Source organism: Streptomyces sp. SCSIO ZS0520 (assembly GCF_025643355.1).
GTDB classification, from domain to species: Bacteria; Actinomycetota; Actinomycetes; order Streptomycetales; family Streptomycetaceae; genus Streptomyces; species Streptomyces physcomitrii.
In genome coordinates, this window is sequence record NZ_CP092644.1 from 4895813 (window position 1) to 4912562 (window position 16750).

At 73.5% G+C, this 16750-nt stretch carries 10 protein-coding genes; 3 read left to right on the forward strand and 7 right to left on the reverse strand.

The genetic code is table 11. From position 1 onward, the window contains the following. Positions 1-20 precede the first annotated feature (20 nt). Complete coding sequence (locus tag MID12_RS19360) at positions 21-512, reverse strand: MerR family transcriptional regulator (protein ID WP_263169177.1); 492 nt, start codon at positions 510-512, stop codon at positions 21-23. 106 nt (positions 513-618) lie between these two features. Here MID12_RS19360 and MID12_RS19365 point away from each other — a divergent pair, with 106 nt between their 5' ends. Continuing rightward, positions 619-1515: a polysaccharide deacetylase family protein gene (locus MID12_RS19365; protein WP_040252479.1), complete on the forward strand. Its 897-nt coding sequence runs from the start codon at positions 619-621 to the stop codon at positions 1513-1515. 86 nt (positions 1516-1601) lie between these two features. On the opposite strand, the gene MID12_RS19370 is transcribed toward MID12_RS19365, so the two are convergent. Beyond that, the gene (locus MID12_RS19370) at positions 1602-3302 is read right to left on the reverse strand and encodes a penicillin-binding transpeptidase domain-containing protein (protein WP_263169180.1); all 1701 of its coding nucleotides are present in this window, start codon (positions 3300-3302) and stop codon (positions 1602-1604) included. Positions 3303-3643: 341 nt separating this feature from the next. Next, positions 3644-4345: a hypothetical protein gene (locus tag MID12_RS19375; RefSeq protein ID WP_263169183.1), complete on the reverse strand. Its 702-nt coding sequence runs from the start codon at positions 4343-4345 to the stop codon at positions 3644-3646. Between the two features lie 433 nt (positions 4346-4778). Here MID12_RS19375 and MID12_RS19380 point away from each other — a divergent pair, with 433 nt between their 5' ends. Further along, a complete protein-coding gene (locus tag MID12_RS19380) occupies positions 4779-7541 on the forward strand; it encodes a SpoIIE family protein phosphatase (protein WP_263169186.1) in 2763 nt (920 codons plus the stop codon). Positions 7542-7609: 68 nt separating this feature from the next. Here the strand turns inward: MID12_RS19380 and MID12_RS19385 are convergent, their stop codons facing one another. The 4 genes from MID12_RS19385 to MID12_RS19400 form a co-directional block, all read right to left on the reverse strand. Next, the gene (locus tag MID12_RS19385; RefSeq protein WP_411576982.1) at positions 7610-10342 is read right to left on the reverse strand and encodes a polynucleotide kinase-phosphatase; all 2733 of its coding nucleotides are present in this window, start codon (positions 10340-10342) and stop codon (positions 7610-7612) included. After that, positions 10339-11886, reverse strand: coding sequence for a 3' terminal RNA ribose 2'-O-methyltransferase Hen1 (locus MID12_RS19390; RefSeq protein ID WP_263169189.1), 1548 nt, complete (start codon positions 11884-11886; stop codon positions 10339-10341). Before MID12_RS19390 ends, MID12_RS19385 begins: the two co-directional genes overlap by 4 nt. A 72-nt stretch (positions 11887-11958) precedes the next feature. Next, positions 11959-12561, reverse strand: coding sequence for a nitroreductase family protein (locus MID12_RS19395; RefSeq protein WP_263169191.1), 603 nt, complete (start codon positions 12559-12561; stop codon positions 11959-11961). A 1213-nt stretch (positions 12562-13774) separates the two neighbouring features. After that, complete coding sequence (locus MID12_RS19400; RefSeq protein WP_263169193.1) at positions 13775-15511, reverse strand: dolichyl-phosphate-mannose--protein mannosyltransferase; 1737 nt, start codon at positions 15509-15511, stop codon at positions 13775-13777. A 242-nt stretch (positions 15512-15753) separates the two neighbouring features. Here MID12_RS19400 and rsmI point away from each other — a divergent pair, with 242 nt between their 5' ends. Next, positions 15754-16614 (forward strand): 16S rRNA (cytidine(1402)-2'-O)-methyltransferase, encoded by an 861-nt coding sequence (rsmI, locus tag MID12_RS19405; protein ID WP_040252490.1) that lies wholly within the window; start codon positions 15754-15756, stop codon positions 16612-16614. The last annotated feature ends 136 nt before the right edge of the window (positions 16615-16750 follow it).

Below are 16750 nucleotides of genomic sequence, written 5' to 3' on the forward strand. Positions count from 1 at the left end.
CGCCGGGGCCGCCGCCGCGGTCACTCTCCGGCCGGGGCCGCCGGTGCCGTCGGGGTCGTCGGCGCCGTCGTGGCCGGGGATGCCGCGCCCCCGCCTTCGCCGTCCGCGCCCCGGCCGCCCGCGCCCCCGCCGTCCGCGGGCGCGCCGCCTCGGTCGTAGTCGAGCACGGCGTCGAGGTACTCGCCTATCGCGTCCCGGTTGTGCGTCAGGAACCGGATGCGCTCGGTCATCCGGTCGCGCTCGTGCCGCAGGGTGGCGATCATCTCCGGGGTGGCGTCCCGGAAGTAGATGGTCCGGGGCTTGTCGAGGCAGGGCAGGATCTGCTTGATGATGCGGGTCGGCAGTCCGGCGTCGAGCAGTCCCCGGATCTGCAGGACGCGGTCGACGAAGCGCTCGTCGAATTCGCGGTAGCCGTTGGCGCCGCGGGCGGCGGCGATGAGGCCCTGCTCCTCGTAGTACCGCAGCAGCCTGCGGGAGGTGCCGGTGCGCTCCGACAGCTCTCCGATGCGCATGTAACCCACCTCACACGGTGCTGCTTTGACCTTCTCATCAGTGTGAAGGTTCGACGATATCCGTCGACCGAAGCCGCAGTACAGCCCAGGCACGAGGTGAACCCCGATGGACAACCAGCTCTTCGACTACAGCCCCATCGTCGAACGCGAGCCGCTGCACTGGCCCGGCGGCGCCCGGGTCGCCTTCTACGTGGGGCTGAACGTCGAGCACTACCAGGTCGACCGCCCCTCCACGAGCATCTTCGCCGACACCCGGACCCTCTCCCCGGACCCGCTCAACTACGGCTGGCGGGACTACGGGCCCCGGGTCGGCATCTGGCGGCTGATCGACAGCCTGGACCGCCACGGCCTGCGGGCCAGCGTGATGCTCAACTCCGATGTGGCCGCGCACTATCCGCAGATCATCGAGGCCGGCCTGGAGCGCGACTGGGTCTGGGCCGCGCACGGCAGGAACAACTCCATCCTGCAGGCCGACATGACCGAGTCCGAGGAGCGCGCCTACCTGGCCGAGGTGATCGGCACCATCGAGAGGGCGACCGGCCGCCGGCCGCGCGGCTGGCTCGGCCCGGCGCTCACCGAGACCTTCCGGACCCCGGAACTCCTCGCCGAGCTGGGCCTGCGGTACGTCCTCGACTGGGCCAACGACGACCAGCCGTACCGGCTGAGGGTGCCGGGCATGCTGAGCGTGCCGTATTCGATCGAGATCAACGACGTGCAGATGTTCGTCGGCAAGAGCCTCAGCGGCCCCGACTTCCTCCAGATCGTCAAGGACCAACTCGACCAGCTCTACGAGGAGTCGGCGGACAGCGGCCGGGTGATGTCCCTCGTCCTGCACCCCTTCGTCATCAACCAGCCCTTCCGCCACCGGTATCTGGACCGGGCGCTCGCCCACATCGCGAACCACCCCGGCGTCTGGCTGACCACCAGCGACGAGATCGCCGACCACTACGCCCGTACGACCGCGCCGGCGGCCGGGGCGGCCACCGGCGCGGAGCGGGCGTGACACTCGGCGGTGAGGGCGTGAACTCCCGCTGGGGCGGGCGCCCTTGAGGCTGCGGGGAGGCTGTGCCCCGCTGACCTGACCCTCCGTCAGCCTCCGGCCCGCAGCACCGCCGCCACCACGGGCCCGGCCGAGTCGCCGCCGTGGCCGCCCGCCTGGACCACGGCGGAGGCCGCCAAGTCGCCCTTGTACGCGGTGAACCAGCCGTTCGGCTCCTTCTGGCCGTCCACCTCCGCCGAACCGGTCTTCGCGCCCATGTCGCCGCCGACCGAGGCCATCGCCTGGGCCGCCGTACCCGAGGTGGCGGTGTAACGCATCAGCTCCCGCAGGGACTTGACCGTCCCGCTCGCCATGGTGCGGGAGGCCTTGGCCAGGGTGCGGTTGTCGAGCTCGGGGGAGACCAGATAGGGCTGGCGGAAGGTGCCGGTGCTCGCGGTGGCGGCGACCGAGGCCATGTTGAGCGGGTTCATGCGCACCGCGCCCTGGCCGATGAGGGAGGCGGCCATCTGCGCGTCGCTCTGCACCGGGACCGCGCCGTCGAAACTCGGCACCCCGATCGCCCAGTTGTCGCGGCCGAGCCCGAAGACCTCCTGGGCCTGCGCGGTCAGGTCGCCGTCGGACAGCTTCGGGGCCTGGCTGATGAAGGCGGTGTTGCAGGAGCGGGCGAAGCTGGCGAGGAAGGGGCCGTCCTTGATCTCGAACTTGTCGTCGTTCTGGAACTTCCAGCCGCCGTAGGTGAAGTACTTGGGGCAGGGGTGCTTCCGGTTCACCTCCGCCAGCTTCTTCTCCAGGAGCATCGAGGAGGTGATGACCTTCATCGTGGAGCCGGGCGCGAGGGAGCCCTGCAGGGCCGTGTTGAAGCCGGTGGGGTTGGAGTTGGCGACCGCGAGGATCTCCCCGGTGCTCGGCCTGAGCACCACCACCGAGGCCTTCTGGCGGCTCGCGACCTCCTTCTCGGCGGCGGCCTGGGAGGTCGCGCTCAGCGTCGTGCGGACCGTGCCCGGGGTGCCCTCGGAGAGGGTGAGGAGCGTGGTGTCGGGCTGGTCCTCCTTGCCGCCCTTCCTGCCCCCGGCCGCCGCGGCGCCCTTCTTGTCCTTGCCGTCCTCCTCGCCGTGCACGGCACGCAGTTCGATGCCCGCCTGCCCGCCGGACTTCTCGCCGTACTTCTCGCGCAGCCCGTCGACCACATTGGCCAGCGAGGGGAACTTCTCGGTGTCCAGCTCCCTGCCGTCCCGGTCGACCGCCTTGACCGGCGGAGTGCCCGCCTCCCCGGTCAGCAACCGGTCGCGCTCGCCCCGCAGTTGGGGATGGAGCACCGAGGGCGCCCAGCCGACGAGCACCTTGCCGTCGGCGGGTCTGCGCACCACGCTCAGCTTCGACCGGTACGCCAGCGGCTTGCGCTTTCCCTCGTACGAGACCTCCGCCTTGACCGAGAAGGGGACCGTGCTGCCGCTCGCCCGGCCCGGGGTCAGCCGCACCTTGGCGATACGGGCGTCCTCGCGGTAGCCGGTGAGCGCGGCGCGGGCGGCCTTCGCGTCGTCGGTGCCCGCGGCGGCGGCGCCGGTGTCGCCGCGCTGCCAGGCGTCCAGGAAGGCGCGGGCGGCGGTGCGTACGCCCTCGGGGGAGGGCGGCAGGTCGGTCAGCGGCGGCTTGCCGTCGGCGCTCGTGCCGCCGCCGTCCGCGAGGGCGTACCCGCCGAGCGCGCCCCCGGCCACGATCACGGCGAACACCGCGCCCCACAGCACCGGTCGCGTTCCCCGGTCCGTCCCGTCGCTTCGTCTCTGCCCCACGTGTCCCTGCCCCTTGCCCTCATGGCCCGTACGCCCCCGGACGCAGGCCAGGGCGTGACGCGAGCTGTCAAAAAGGATGCCGCCGCCCCGGGCTGTCCGTCCGGGGGTGCGCGGCCCGGGCACTCGACTGTCCCGGCCGCCGCCGACCGGGCCCACGATAGGCCCGGTGACCGTGCGGGGTCAGCCGCCTGCCCGCAGTGTGAGCAAGCCGTTTCCGTCCTGGGACCTGAGGGGGCGCGGCGGCCGCGGGCCACCGCCTCTGCACCTCCGCGTCTCAACTCCCGCGCGCCTCAAGGCCGTGCGCCTCCCCGGTGCCTCAACACGGCTGCGCCCGGGCGCCGTTACTCGTGCGAGCTGATCACTCCGCCCGAACTGAGCACGATGTAGATGCCGTTGGCGACGACCCCGGTGTCCCGCTGGTCCGCGTCCAGCAGGGCGACCTCGCCGTCGTGGCCGAGGATCTGCGCGCGGTAGCGGCCCTCACCGGCCTTCGTCACCTTGGCCTTCCAGCCGCCCGCGAGCCGGAAGGTGCCCGGGCCCTGGTGCTCGCCGCCCATCCAGGAGCGGACGTCGCCGCCCATCGTGAGCACCACGTACATGCCGTTGGCGTCCAGCCCGGCGTCGTGCTCGCCGGTCTCCAGGGTGGCGAGGAGGTCGCCGCCGTTCACGATCTCGGCGCGGTGGCGCTGGCCGCCGAGGGCGTAGATCTTGGCGGTGCTGCCGTCCACCAGCTTCTGGGTACGGGACGGGGTGCCCTTCGCGGCCGTGCCGGACGGCGCGGCGGTGCGGCCCTCGGTGGGCGTCCCGCCCTGCTCGCCGTTCGGGGTCTTGCCCGCACCGGAGCCGCCGGTGCCCCCGGAGGTACCCCCGTCGCCGGTGGCGTGGGAGGCGGAGTCCTGCTTCGCGGGTGCGGCGCCCTCGTCCCCGCTGTCGCCCTGGCAGGCGCTCAGCGCGAGGGCCGCGGCGGCGGCGAGGGCCACCAGCCCCGCGGAACGGGCGGTGCGGGCGGAGCGGGCGGCGCGGCGAGTACGGCGCGTGGTCATCAGTGGAGCCCCCCAAGGGTGATCGGCATGCGCGGCGCCTCCGTCTGCTCCCGCAGGGCGGGCGCCGCGGCTGTGTGCCGCGGCTGTGCGCCACGGCTGTGTGTCGCATCTGTGTGTTCGCTACATCCATGGAGATGGCGCCCGGGAAGGAGTTGTTCACCGGGTTCTGTCCGCATTCGGTAACAAGGGGCGCGGCCCGGTGAGGGCGGCCCGGGAGACCGGAGGAACCGCGGTCCGGGCGGCCCGAGGAATCGGGCGCCGCCCCCGCCCGGAACGCGCACCGCACCGCCGCCCTCCCCCGGCCGCCGCTACGGATGCCGTCCCCGGGGGCCGGTGCTACAGATGGAGGGTGCGCAGACGCCGGCCCCGGACGCCGCGTGATCGTGAGGCACTGCCCGCACGGCGGCGCGGTCGCTCGCGGGTGCTGCCGAGGGTGCGGACCCTCGCCGGTCAGGTCTTCCTGGTCGAGATGGTGATCGTGCTGCTGCTCGTCGCCGCCGGGGTGGCGGCCCTCGTCCTCCAGGCCCGGTCCACCACCACGGTCGACGCCCGCCGGGTCACCCGGGGCGTCGCCGAGTCCTTCGCGCACTCCCCGGGGCTGGTCGCCGCGCTGGACAGCCGCGATCCCTCGGCGGCGCTCCAGCCGCGTACCGAGGCGGTCCGCAAGGCGACCGGAGTGGACTCCGTCGTCATCCTCAGACCGGACTACCTCCAGCTGACCTCGCCGGACCCCGCGTACATCGGGCGGCCCTACACCCCGCCCCCCGAGGTGGAGAACGACGTGGTGCCCAAGCTGCGGGCGGGCCGCACGGTCACCTTCAGCTTCGACGAGCCCGGCTACGAGGCGATCGCCACCGCGGTCCCCGTCTTCGGCCCGAACCGCGAACCCAAGGGCGCCGTCGTCGCCAATATCGCGGTCGAGCGGGTGGACGCGGTGGTCAACTCCAACCTGCCGGTGCTGCTCGGCGGCGCCGCCGGAGCGGTGGCCCTGGCCGCCGCCGGGACCGCCCTCGCCTCCCGGCGGCTGCTGCGCCAGACCCGCGGCCTCGGCCCGGCCGACATGACCAGGCTGTACGAACACCACCACGCGGTGCTGCACGCCGTACGCGAAGGCGTCCTGATCATCGGCGGCGACGGACGCCTGATCCTCGCCAACGACGAGGCGCGGCGCCTCCTCGACCTGCCCCGGAAGGCCGAGCGCCGCCGGGTGGACGAGCTGGGCCTCGACCCGGCGACCGTGCGCCTGCTGCTCTCGGACGAGGAGACCGGCGAGATCACCGACGGGGTGCACGCCGCCGGGGACCGCCTGCTCGCGGTGAACAAGCGCCCCACCGCCCCGTACGGCGGCTTCCCCGGCAGCGTGGTCACCCTGCGGGACTCCACCGAGCTGTACGAGCTCACCGGCCGCGTCGAGGCCGCCGGGCAGCGGCGGCAGCTCCTCTACGAGGCCGGGGCGGGCATCGGCACCACCCTGGACACCACCCGCACCTGCGAGGAACTGGCGGCGGTGGCGGTGCCGCGGTTCGCCGACATCGTCGCGGTGGACCTCCTGGAGGAGGTGGCCCGCGGCGAGGACCCGGAGGGCACCGGCCTCCGGCGGCTGCGGCGCGCGGTCCTGCACGGGGCCCGGGAAGGGGAGGCGCTGAGCCCGGTCGGGGCGCGGGTCCCGCTGCTCGCGGCGGCTTCGCACGGCCAGGACGCGGGGGAGTACGGGCCCGAGGGCGAGGCCGAGGAGGAGCGGCAGGGCGCCGCGGAGAACGGGCGGGCGGGCCCTGCGGACAACGGGCGGGCGCCCGCGGTCGGGCCCGGGGAGCCCGGGGAGCCCGCGGCCGGGCGCGGCGCGGCGGGCGGTGCCGGGGCGCCGGACGCGGGCCGCCGCCGGGTGCCGCCCGCCGCCCTCTCGGTGCCGCTGCGGGTGCGCGGGACCGCGCTGGGCGAGGTGACCTTCTGGCGGCGCGAGGGGACGGCGCCCTTCGACGAGGAGGACCGCTCCCTCGCCGGGGAACTGGCCGCCCGTACCGCCGTCTCCCTCGACAACGCCCGCCGCTACAGCCGCGAGCACGACATGGCCGTCACCCTCCAGCGCAGCCTGCTGCCGAGCGTGCTGCCCGAGCAGACCGCCCTCGACCTCGCGCATCGGTACCTGCCCGCGGAGGCGGGGGTGGGCGGCGACTGGTTCGACGTGATCACGCTGCCCGGATTCCGTACCGCCCTCGTCGTCGGGGACGTCGTCGGGCACGGCATCCACGCCGCCGTCGCCATGGGGCGGCTGCGGACCGCCGTCCACAACTTCGCCACCCTCGACCTGCCGCCCGACGAGGTCCTCGGCCGCCTCGACGAACTCGTCGACCGCCTGGACAGCGAGTCCAGCGGCGCCCAGATCACCGGCTCCACCTGCCTGTACGCCGTCTACGAACCCATCAGCGGGATCTGCACCATGGCCCGCGCCGGACACCCCGGCCCCGCCCTGGTCCTCCCCGACGGCAGCGCGGAGTACCCCGAGGTGACGGTCTCCCCGCCGCTCGGGGTGGGCGGCCACCCCTTCGAGGTCACCGAGCTGCGGCTGAGGGCGGGTTCCCAGCTGGTGCTGTTCAGCGACGGCCTGGTGGAGAGCCGCACCCGCGACCTCGGCCGGGGCCTCGACCAGCTGCGCACGGTGCTCACCGAGGCGGCCGGGGCCGGACCCGAAGGCCTCTGCCGGGCCGCGGTCGCCCGGATGCTCGACCCCCGGCCCACCGACGACGTGGCCCTGCTCGTCGCCCGCACCCGGCTGCTCGACCCCGGGCAGGTCGCCGAGTGGGAGGTGCCCGCGGACCCCGCCGAGGTGGCGCCGCTGCGCGCGGCCTGCCTGCGGCGGCTGGCCGAATGGGGCCTGGAGGAGCACGCCTTCACCACCGAACTGCTCCTCAGCGAACTCCTCACCAACGCCATCCGCTACGGGGACCCGCCGGTCCGGGTACGCCTGCTGCGCGCGGCCACCCTGGTCTGCGAGGTCTCCGACGCCAGCAGCACCTCACCCCATCTGCGCTGGGCGGCCACCACCGACGAGGGCGGCCGGGGCATCTTCCTCGTCGCCCAACTCGCCCACCGCTGGGGCACCCGCTACACGCCCAGCGGGGGCAAGGTGATCTGGGCCGAGCAGGTGCTCCAGGGGCCGGGGACCGGGACCGGAACGGGGACGGGGGCGGGGACCTAGGCGGGTGCTTGAACCGGGCGGGCTCGGGCCACGGCCTCGGGCCTCGGGCATCCGGGCCCGGTGCCCGTTCACAGCCGCGGGTCGACCGGCTCCGACTCCAGGGCGAGGACCGCGAAGACGGCCTCGTGGACCCGCCACAGCGGCTCGCCGCCGCCCAGCCGGTCGAGGGCCTCCAGGCCGAGCGCGTACTCGCGCAGGGCGAGCGAGCGCTTGTGGCCCAGGAAGCGGCCGCGCAGCCGGTCCAGGTGCTCCGGCCGGGTGTACTCCGGTCCGTAGATGATCCGCAGGTACTCCCGGCCGCGGACCTTCACGCCCGGCTGCACCAGCCGTCCCTTGCCGTCCCGCACGCCCGGCCGCACCGGCTTGACGACCATGCCCTCGCCGCCGCGCGCCGTCATCTCCAGCCACCAGTCCACGCCCGCCCGTACCGAGGCCGGGTCCGCGGTGTCCACGAAGAGCCGCCGGGTGGTCTGCAACAGACCGCCACTGCCCGGCAGTCGAGACCCGGGCGAGGTCGCGGGACCGCTCTGCTCACCGGCCGCCGGGCTCTCGTCCTCGGCCACGATCCGGTCGATCAGGGCGAGTTGCTCGTCGTGCGGCAGCAGCGCGAGGCTCCGGCCCTGCGCGGCGAGCAGCTGGAAGGGCGCGAGCCGCACCCCGTCCAGGCCCTCGGTCGGCCAGCAGTAGCGGCGGTACGCCTCGGTGAACGCGGCGGCGTCCGCAGCTCGTTCACGCTGCGCGGCCAGCAGCGCGCCCACGTCGGTGCCGCGCGCCGCCGCCCGCTCCAGGGCGTCCAGGGCGCCCGGGAAGACCGCCCCGGAGGCCGCGCCGACCGCCGCGTACTGGGTGCGCAGCAGCCCGGAGGCCTTCAGCGACCAGGGCATCAACTCCGCGTCCAGGAGCAGCCATCCGGTCTCCAGCTCCGTCCACAGCCCGGCCGCGCCGATCGCCGTCCGCAGCCGGTCGAGCACCGCCTCGGTCATCGCCGCCTCGCCGAAGAACGGCCGCCCGGTCCGCGTGTACACCGCGCCCGTCGGGCAGTCCTCGCCCAGGACGCCGAAGGCCTCCCGGGCCGCGGCCGCGTCCCGGCACACCAGGACCACCGCCCGCGAGCCCATGTGCTTCTCCTCGCACACCACCCGCCCGACGCCGTCCGCCGCGTATCCGGCGAAGGCCTCCTCCGGGTGCTCCAGATAGCCCTCCTGGCGGGAGGTGGCGGTGGGCGCCATGGTCGGCGGCAGGTACGGCAGCAGCCGCGGGTCGACCGCGAACCGGCTCATCACCTCCAGGGCCGCCGCCGCGTTCTCCTCGCGCACCGCGACCCGGCCCGCGTGCCGGGTCTCCACGGCCCGCTTGCCCGCGACGTCACCGAGGTCGAGCGGGCGCCCGTCGGCCCCGCCCGGCGCCGTGCTGTGCAGCGGCTTCACCGGCTCGTACCAGACCTTCTCGGCCGGTACGTCGACCAGTTCGCGCTCCGGCCAGCGCAGCGCGGTGAGCTTGCCGCCGAAGACCGCGCCGGTGTCCAGGCAGATCGTGTTGTTCAGCCAGCTCGCCCGGGGCACCGGGGTGTGGCCGTACACCACGGCCGCCCGGCCGCGGTACTCCTCCGCCCACGGATAGCGCACCGGCAGCCCGAACTCGTCGGTCTCCCCGGTGGTGTCCCCGTACAGGGCGTGCGAGCGGACCCGGCCCGAGGTGCGGCCGTGGTACTTCTCCGGCAGCCCCGCGTGGCAGACCACCAGCTTCCCGCCGTCGAGCACGTAGTGGCTGACCAGCGAACGGATGAACTCCGCGACCTGGGCCCTGAACTCCTCGCTCTCGCCCGCCAGTTGAGCGGCGGTCTCGGCGAGGCCGTGGCTGAGCTGGACCTTGCGGCCCGCCAGGTGGCGGCCCAGCTTGTTCTCGTGGTTGCCGGGCACGCACAGCGCGTCCCCGGCCGCCGTCATCGCCATCACCCGGCGCAGCACCCCCGGGCTGTCCGGGCCGCGGTCGACCAGGTCGCCCACGAACACCGCGGTACGGCCCTCCGGGTGGTGCCCGTCCACATAGCCCAACTGGCCGAGCAGCGACTCCAGTTCGGAACTGCACCCGTGCACGTCGCCGATCAGGTCGAAGGGTCCGGTGAGGTGGCTCAGGTCGTTGAAGCGGCGCTCGCGCACCACCTCGGCCGACTCCACCTCCTCGACCCCGCGCAGCACATGCACCTTGCGGAAGCCCTCCCGCTCCAAGTGCCGCAGCGAACGCCGCAGTTCACGGATGTGGCGCTGGACGACCCGGCGCGGCATACCGGCCCGGTCGGCCCGCGCCGCATTGCGCTCGGCGCACACCTCCTCGGGTACGTCCAGCACGATCGCGATCGGCAGTACGTCGTACTCCCGTGCCAGCGCGATGAGTTGGTGCCTGCTCTCGGACTGCACACTGGTCGCGTCGACCACGGTGAGCCGTCCCGCCGCGAGCCGCTTGCCCGCGATGTAGTGCAGCACCTCGAAGGCGTCCTTGCTCGCCCCCTGGTCGTTCTCGTCGTCGGCGACAAGACCCCGGCAGAAGTCCGAGGACAGCACCTCGGTCCCCTTGAAGTGCCGCCGCGCGAACGTGGACTTGCCCGAACCGGAGGCACCGACGAGCACCACAAGCGAGAGGTCGGTGACCGGCAGCACCCGCCTCCCGGCACGCCCCGTCACCCCCTCCGGCACGCCCGCCCCACGGCCCTGCCCCGCGGGCCGGAGGCCCTTCTCATCCCGTCCGCCGCCCGTACGGCTCGCGCCTTCTCCGCTGTCCCTGCTCTCCTGCTCGCTGCTCATGCGGCCTCTCCCTTCCTGCTCGCGGCGGTGGACGGCGCCCTGCCGTCGGTGGAGCCGGCGGAATCGGCAGACTCACCGGAGCCGGCGGACTTGGGGGAGGAGGCCGTGAAGTCCCGTGTGAACACCGCCAGTTGCGTGGGTGCGCCGACCTCCGGGTCCTCGTCCCCGACCGGGGCGGTACGCACCCGGTAGCCGTACTCGTCCGCCACCGAGTCCGCCCAGGCGGCGAACTCCTCCCGGCTCCACTCGAAGCGGTGGTCCCCGTGCCGGGTGTGCCCCGCGGGCAGCGTCTCCCAGCGCACGTTGTACTCGACGTTCGGCGTGGTCACCAGGACGGTGCCCGGCCGCGCGGTCCCGAAGACCGCGTACTCCAGGGCGGGCAGCCGCGCCAGGTCGAGGTGCTCGATCACCTCGCTCAGCACGGCGGCGTCGTACCCCTTCAGCCGGGCGTCGGTGTAGGTCAGCGAGCCCTGCACGAGCCGTACCCGCGAGGCCTGGCGCTCGCCGAGCCGGTCCAGCTTCAGGCGCCGGGCCGCGACGGTGAGCGCGCGCACCGAGACGTCCACCCCGAGGATCTCGGTGAACGCCGGATCCTTCAGCAGCTCCTGCACCAACTGCCCCTGGCCGCACCCGAGATCGAGCACCCGATGGGCCCCCGCCTCGCGCAGCGCGGCGAGCAGCGCGGTACGCCGCCGCACCGCCAGCGGCACCGGTCGCTCCTCGGTGTCCACCTCCTCGTCCACCGCGTTGTCGACCGCCTCGATCTCGCGGTCGTCCGCCTCGGCGAGCCGCACCAGTTCCAGCCGCTCGTGCGCGGCCTCGGTCAGCGAACGCCGCCGTGCCAGGTACCGGTCGGTGATCAGCCGCTGCTCCGGGTGCTCGGCGAGCCAGCCCTCGCCCGCCCGCAGCAGCTTGTCGACCTCGTCCGGCGAGACCCAGTAGTGCTTGGCGTCGTCCAGCACCGGCAGCAGCACATACAGGTGCCGCAGCGCCGCCGCGAGCGTCGACTCCCCGCTCAGCACCAGCCGTACGTACCGCGAGTCGCCCCACTGCGGGAACTCCGTGTCCAGCGGCACCGGTTCGGCCTCGACCGCCCAGCCCAGCGGCCCGAAGAGCGCGTGCACCAGCTCCACACCCCCGCGCGCGGGCAGCACCGGCACCTCGATCCGCAACGGCAGCACCCGCCCCACCAGTTCGGGCCGCGCCGTGCACTGCCCCTTGAGCGCACTGGAGAACACCGCGCTCAGCGCCACCGCGAGCAGCGAAGACGCCGCGTACGGCCGGTCGTTGACGTACTGCGCGAGCGCCGCGTCCGGAGCCCCGCCGCGCCCCTTCCCCTTGCCCCGCCGCACCAGCGCCGCGGGATCGACCTCCAGCAACAGCGCGGCCCGGCACCGCTGTTGCTCCGCCTCCGGGTAGAAGACGTGCGTGGTGCCGTGCGAGGTGGAGAAGGCCTGCGCCTTCCCGGGATGCTTGTGCAGCAGAAACCCGAGGTCGGTCGCGGGGCTTTCCGAATTGCCGGTGGTCTCGATCGTCAGGAACACGCGTACGAGTATGGCTGGGGGCGTTCGGGTCGGCTAAGGCTTTTCGGGGCCGGTCGCGGGCGTCCGGCCCGTTCAGCCGCGCCGCCCCCACTGCCCCCGGTGGACGACATCCTCCTTGTCCCGGCGCCGCTCGGCGATGCGGGCGGGCTGCGGGGGAACGTCCTCGGCGCGGTAGCCGACGCAGATGCCGCCGATCGGGGCGTACTCCTCGGGGATGCCGAACTCCGCGCGGAATCCGTCGAGTTGCTCCGGCATGATGCCGAAGAAGCAGGCGCCCAGCCCCTCGTCGACCGCCGAGAGCAGCATCAGCAGGGCGGCCATCCCGGTGTCGATGTACCAGTACGGCGCTGGCCAGCGGGCCTCCGCGCGGTCCTCCCAGCCCTTGTCGGCCTCGGCGTAACGCTCCAGGTAGGCCGCCTTGTGCGCGAGCGGCACCACGACCAGGGGCGCGTCCTGCATGGTCGGCGTCTGCTCCACCCGCCGCGGCACGAACGGCCAGAAGCGCGCCCGGTCAGCCGGCTCGGTCAGCGCGAGAAAGGCCCAGCCCTGCGAGAACCCGGCCGAGGGCGCCCGCAGCGCGCTGTCGAGCACCCGCTCGATCACCTCGGGGGCGAGCGGCTTGTCGGCGTAGTGGCGGATCATGCGGCGACGGCGGACCACTTCGGAGAAATCCATGGGGAGTGATCCTGGCAGCGCCGGGGCTTCGCGGACAGGGGGCGGGGTGAGACGAGCGCCCTCGCCTGACGGGCGGTCAGCTTGGGATCGCTGTCCCTATGCGGCTCAACAGGAGAATCATCGGTATGCACGCGGAAAAGGCAGACAGGAAAGCGGCGTGGAGATGGTTCAACTGGGAGCTCCGAGAGACTTGCTGAAGGGCATGCGTGCGAGGGAGTCGCCAGGTGGGAGTGCCCGGGAAAGACTCATGATCATCTTACTTGTCACATGAATGGGGGGTGCTCCCGACCCGTCTCTCGACGCCGTGAAGCCCCGTACCGCACTTCCTGAGGCCGTCTTTCGCGCCGGAGTGTTCGTCGGTGCCCGCATGTCCGGCGGGCAGCGTGGCGGACCCTGGCGAATGGTGGCGCGTGGTCGAGCGGATGACTGGCGCGCCGGTAAGTTGCGTGTTGTCCGGTGGTGTCCTTCCAGAAGCCCCTGCCCAAATCGGGTGGGACCCCGTGCAGTTGGGGGTGCAGAAGGATGGGAGGCCGGACGGGATGGAGCGATCGAAGAGGCGGGGAAGGCGTCGCAGGCGCCGGGTTCGAGCGGATCGACCGCGGACGGACCGGGTGCAGTTGGCGGCGTTGTTCCTCACCACGGTCACTGCCATCGCGGGGTGCGTCGAGCACTTTCTGTGACGTGCGAAGGGTGAGCCGGAAGACTGGTCGGGATTGTGAGTGAGCCCGGCCGCCGGTTACTCGGCCGGACCCACCCTGCCCCGCGCACGGGCCTGGTTTCGGCGGCATCCGGAGCCAGGCCCTTGTGCGTACGCGGGGAGACATGGACCGCGAACGATCTGCTCGCTTGCGGTCGTTTGAGACCGATTGAGGCCCCCTGAGGTGCCCTGAGGTGAGAAAAGCGCAAGTCAACGAGGTCAAGCAAGCCCTGCTCGCGAACTGCCAGGCAATTTGCGGCTTTTGCCCATGGCGACTGGGTGTGGCGGGGCCTGGCGTTGTCTGGCGCAGAACGGAGAAAGGCCAGGTGGGCGCCGAGTGAGGGTGGCGAAACCTGGCGTTATGCGCGATGTCTTGCAGTGAATGCCGGGTACGGAGACGAGTGATGTGCTAGAGCGCGGATCAGAAGCAGTGGCCTCGCATCGCGCCTCCTGCCGCAGCCGGTGTGTGCGTGGTGCTTCCGCCGCAGGTCAGCGCTGCCGGATACATCTGCCCCCTCAGATCCACGTATCCAGCCACATCCGCGACCGCCACCCCCCGATCGGGATCGGCTGGCCGGTGTAGAGCGGGAAGAAGTAGATGAAGTTCCAGAAGATCAGGAGGGCCAGGGTGCCCGCGCCGACCGCGCCGATGACGCGGCGGCGTTCGTCGGCGCCCGGGGGGCCGAGGAGGGCGCCGAGCAGCATGGCGAGGCCCAGGCAGAGGAAGGGGACGAAGACGACGGCGTAGAAGTAGAAGATCGTGCGGTCCTGGTAGAGGAACCAGGGGAGGTAGCCGGCGGCGATGGCGCAGGTGAGGGCGCCGGCGCGCCAGTCGCGGCGGAAGAACCAGCGGTAGAGGAGGTAGGCGAGGGCGAAGCAGGCGGCCCACCACAGCAGGGGGGTGCCGAGGGCCAGTACCTCGCGGGCGCACTTGTCGGTGGTGCCCGGGGGGCAGCCGTCCTTGCCGGGGGCGGGGGACTCGTAGAAGAAGGAGACGGGGCGGCCGAGGACGAGCCAGCTCCAGGGGTTCGACTGGTAGGTGTGCGGGGAGTCGAGGCCGACGTGGAACTTGTAGACCTCGTACTCGTAGTGCCACAGGCTGCGCAGCCAGTCGGGGAGCCAGGTCCAGCTGCCGCCCTTGCCGTCGGTGGCCGCCCAGTCGCGGAAGTAGCCGCCGCTGCCGTCCGAGGGGGAGAGGATCCAGCCGAGCCAGGAGAGCAGGTACGTGGTGAAGGCGACCGGCACCGTGGAGAGGAAGGCCCAGCCGAGGTCGTGGCGCAGGACGGCCCGGTAGGGGCGGCGGGCGCCCGCGGTGCGGCGGGTGCCGACGTCCCACCACAGGGCCATCACGGCGAAGGCGGCGAGGATGTAGAGGCCGTTCCACTTGGTGCCGAAGGCGAGGCCGAGGCAGATCCCGGCGGCGATCCGCCAGGGGCGCAGGCCGAAGCGGAAGGATTCGGCGATCCGCAGATCGGGGCGGGCCCGGCCCTCGGCGTCCACCGGGAGGGCGGCGGCGAGCTTGGCCCGGGCGCGTTCGCGGTCCAGGACCAGGCAGCCGAAGGTGGCGAGGACGAAGAACATCAGCACCTGGTCGAGCAGCGCGGTGCGGCTCATCACGAAGTGCAGCCCGTCCGCGGCGAGCAGCGCGCCCGCGACGCAGCCGAGGAAGGTGGAGCGGAACATCCGGCGCCCGATGCGGCAGACCAGCAGCACCGAGAGGGTGCCGAGCAGCGCGGTCATGAACCGCCAGCCGAACGGGGTGAAGCCGAACATCCACTCGCCGAGCCCGATCACGTACTTGCCGACCGGCGGATGCACCACGTACGAGGGGTCGGTGGGCAGGGTGATGCCGCTGCCCTGTTCCAGGACCTGGTCGTTGGCGTTCTTGGGCCAGTTGACCTCGTAGCCGCGGTGGATCAGCGCCCAGGAGTCCTTGGCGTAGTAGGTCTCGTCGAATATGACGGCCTTGGGGCTGCCGAGGTGCCAGAAGCGCATGAGCCCGGCGGCGAGGGTCACCAGGAGCGGGCCCAGCCAGGCGAAGACCCGGGAGAGCCGGGCGGCGTCGGCGGCGGGCAGTCCGAGGGCGAGCAGACCGCGCGGGCCCATCACCGCGAAGGGCGGCACCAGGCGCTCGCGTACGTCCTCGGCGGCCCGGGCCCTGCGGCCGGGAACGCGCGGCCACCGCCGGCCCGACTGCGCGCGGGCGGCGGTCTTGCCCTGCCGGGTCTGGGGGGAGGACGCGGTACTGGTCACCGCGCCATCGTAGGGAACCCGGCTGTGGGAGTCCCGCGGCCGGTCCTCTCCACTGCCCTCGACTCCGCTCGGCGGCCCCTGCCGGGGGGCCGGGCGGCGGGGGCCGGTACGCCGCGGGGCGAGCGGGCGCCGCGCACCTCTCTACAGTGGACGTCCGTGGACAGGACCGGTGCCGGTGCTCCGCCGGCGGGCCGGCCGCGGGCGGACCGGGGCGGGGCGGCAGGCGCGGTGAGAAGGGCTCGATGACAGCGACAGGCACACTCGTTCTGGCAGGCACCCCCATCGGGGAGGTCTCCGACGCCCCGCCGCGGCTGGCCGCCGAACTCCGGGCGGCGGATGTCATCGCCGCCGAGGACACCCGCAGGCTGCGGCGGCTCGCCCAGTCCCTCGGGGTGCAGCCGGGCGGCCGGATCGTCTCGTACCACGAGGTCAACGAGTCGGCGCGGACCCCCGATCTGGTCGAGGCGCTGGCGGGCGGGGCCCGAGTGCTCCTGGTGACCGACGCGGGGATGCCGTCGGTCTCGGACCCGGGGTACCGGCTGGTGGCCGCGTGTGTGGAGCGGGACATCCGGGTCACCGCGGTGCCGGGGCCCTCGGCGGTGCTCACCGCGCTCGCGCTGTCGGGGCTGCCGGTGGACCGGTTCTGCTTCGAGGGCTTCCTGCCGCGCAAGCGGGGCGAGCGCCTGACCCGGCTGCGCGAGGCCGCCGAGGAGCGCCGCACCCTCGTCTACTTCGAGTCGCCGCACCGCTTGGAGGACGCGCTGCGCGACATGGCCGAGGCCTTCGGCGCCGAGCGCCGGGCCGCCGTCTGCCGGGAGCTGACCAAGACGTACGAGGAGGTCAGGCGGGGAGGCCTCGGGGAGCTGGCGGACTGGGCGGGCGAGCGGGTCCGCGGCGAGATCACGGTGGTGGTCGCCGGGGCGCCCGAGCGGGCCGAGGAGGTCGGGCCCGGGGAGCTGGTGCGCCGGGTGCGGGTGCGCGAGGAGGCCGGGGAGCGCCGCAAGGAGGCCATCGCCGCGGTGGCCGCCGAGGCCGGGCTGCCGAAGCGGGAGGTCTTCGACGCGGTGGTGGCCGCGAAGAAGGCGGATCAGGCGGGCGGGTAGGGGCGGCGGTGTCCGCATCCTGGGCGGTGTCTGCCGCAGCCTCTGCGGTGGCTGCGGCGTCCGCGGCGGCGCCTGCGGCGTCTGCGCCGGCCTCTGGGTGTCCGCGGTGTTCGGTGCGGGCTCTCGGTGTGCCGGG

Coding starts and splice junctions, on each gene's coding strand:
- MID12_RS19360 (WP_263169177.1), bottom strand. CDS start 512: ATGCGCATCGGAGAGCTGTCGGAGCGCACCGGCACCTCCCGCAGGCTG.
- MID12_RS19365 (WP_040252479.1), top strand. CDS start 619: ATGGACAACCAGCTCTTCGACTACAGCCCCATCGTCGAACGCGAGCCG.
- MID12_RS19375 (WP_263169183.1), bottom strand. CDS start 4,345: ATGACCACGCGCCGTACTCGCCGCGCCGCCCGCTCCGCCCGCACCGCC.
- MID12_RS19385 (WP_411576982.1), bottom strand. CDS start 10,342: ATGAGCAGCGAGCAGGAGAGCAGGGACAGCGGAGAAGGCGCGAGCCGT.
- MID12_RS19395 (WP_263169191.1), bottom strand. CDS start 12,561: ATGGATTTCTCCGAAGTGGTCCGCCGTCGCCGCATGATCCGCCACTAC.
- rsmI (WP_040252490.1), top strand. CDS start 15,754: ATGACAGCGACAGGCACACTCGTTCTGGCAGGCACCCCCATCGGGGAG.